Origin of the sequence: Bacillus sp. JJ664 (genome assembly GCF_036962205.1) — a bacterium.
Classification (GTDB): Bacteria; Bacillota; Bacilli; order Bacillales; family Bacillaceae_G; genus Gottfriedia.
Genome location: NZ_JBALMS010000137.1, coordinates 1 through 1,571 on the forward strand (window position 1 = coordinate 1; position 1,571 = coordinate 1,571).

Annotated in this window: 3 protein-coding genes; 1 reads left to right on the forward strand and 2 read right to left on the reverse strand. The window is 30.8% G+C overall.

The genetic code is table 11. The features are described from left to right. Nucleotides 1–388 precede the first annotated feature (388 nt). Entirely contained in the window at nt 389–550 is a 162-nt protein-coding gene (locus V7056_RS17925; protein WP_499703767.1) for a hypothetical protein, read from the forward strand. A gap of 67 nt (nt 551–617) precedes the next feature. Here V7056_RS17925 and V7056_RS17930 read toward each other — a convergent pair whose 3' ends face one another. Both V7056_RS17930 and V7056_RS17935 read right to left on the reverse strand, forming a co-directional pair. Next, nucleotides 618–1,016 (reverse strand): thiol-disulfide oxidoreductase DCC family protein, encoded by a 399-nt coding sequence (locus tag V7056_RS17930; RefSeq protein WP_499703768.1) that lies wholly within the window; start codon nt 1,014–1,016, stop codon nt 618–620. Nucleotides 1,017–1,033: 17 nt separating this feature from the next. Beyond that, nucleotides 1,034–1,390, reverse strand: a complete 357-nt coding sequence (locus V7056_RS17935) for a globin domain-containing protein (protein WP_464959975.1) — start codon at nt 1,388–1,390, stop codon at nt 1,034–1,036. Nucleotides 1,391–1,571 lie beyond the last annotated feature (181 nt).

Genomic DNA, 1,571 nt, shown 5'->3' on the forward strand with positions numbered 1-1,571 from the left:
CAATTATTTTAATGTTTTTTTAATTTGATAGATAATTTTAAAATAAAATTGGAAAAAGAAGGAATTTTATATTAGAAACCAAAATAATTAATAAAGGACTGTTTTTTTATATCAAGTCTTAAAAATCAAATTTTATAATTCTTGGAGTGAAAAATGGAAGTTATTTTTATGTTCTTTAAAATTATGACGTGTTTGTTTCTTGTCATTTTAATCATTTTTCTATTTATTAATATGATTAGTTATTTTAAATCATTAAAAAAAATTCTAAAAAATATTGAGGAAAAGCTTGAAATAATCGCAAAAAAGCAGAAGGATTCCTGAGTGTCTTATTAAAAAAAATAGCTCCATGGGAGTTTGAAAAACAAAATAGAAAGGAGAAGTGTCCTAAATGAGTCATTCAAAAAATGGTGTAGGTGGAATTGTCTTTGTTGGTTGTATGTTCTTAGGTGGGGGAATAGGATCCTTGTTAGGTGAATCTCACTCTGGTTGGTTAATTGGTATGGGTGCTGGTTTCATAGGTATGGCTTTGACAAGAGCATGGATGAAATAATGTAGCAAAATAAACAAAACCACTGTTAAATATTGACAGTGGTTTGTTTATTGTATAAACATAATTTTTATGATAAAAAACGATCTCGAATCTCTTTAGTAGGTATCATACATGTTTCACTTTTTCCAAATAATCTATAACGATTTGATGCAAAAAGTTGATAAAAATAGTTGCGAATGGGTGTTGGAATTATGATAAAAATATAAAATATTTTAGGCCAACCGTTTAACTTCTTTGAGATATGAAGTGCTGCGGTAGATTCTGTTTTTACGATCCCATTTTGCAATAAAATGACTGAATCCATTTCTTTAAGCTCTGGATTTGTTTCGATTAGTTTTTTTCCAATTGATGACTGGAGTGAAGCAAATTGAAATATGCCTTGTTTATCATGTTTGATGATAAATTGAACCGCGCTATTGCAGAAATTACAAACTCCATCAAATAAAATAATCGGTTTTTCTTCCACTTTCAAGCTCCTATTATTTATTCTTGGTTTACCATGTGATATGCAACATTTCTTAAATGCTGTAATAGTGGTTCTTTGATTTCTTCATCTAAATCTACATCGTCCATTGCTTTTGCCATACAATCTAGCCAATCATGTGCAAGTTCAATTGTGATTGGAAATGGTAAGTGTCTTGCTCTCATTCTTGGGTGACCACGTTCCATACTATAATATTGCGGACCACCTAAAAATTGAGTTAAAAATAGTTTTTGTTTACGTGCTGTTTCTTCCCAATCTCCTGGGAAAATTGGCGCAAGACGCTCGTGCTTTGATACATAAGAGTAAAAAGTATCAACAAGCTCCTCTAGTTTTTCTTTGCCTATATATTCGTACATCGTTTGATTTTGATTAGTCAATGATTGAACCTCCAATAAAAACGTAATGTATATAGTTTTATTTTAACGTTTTTTATTGTGTAAGAGAAGTAATATAGATTATCTGATGGCCATGAAAAAGAAGAGCGTTTAATTCCACTTAAGGATGCTCGCTTTCCATGGGGCAGGCGCTGAGCCTCCT

What these genes read in the sequence shown, in the direction of transcription:
- V7056_RS17925 (WP_499703767.1), top strand. Translation starts at nt 389, where the DNA reads ATGAGTCATTCAAAAAATGGTGTAGGTGGAATTGTCTTTGTTGGTTGT.
- V7056_RS17935 (WP_464959975.1), bottom strand. Translation starts at nt 1,390, where the DNA reads ATGTACGAATATATAGGCAAAGAAAAACTAGAGGAGCTTGTTGATACT.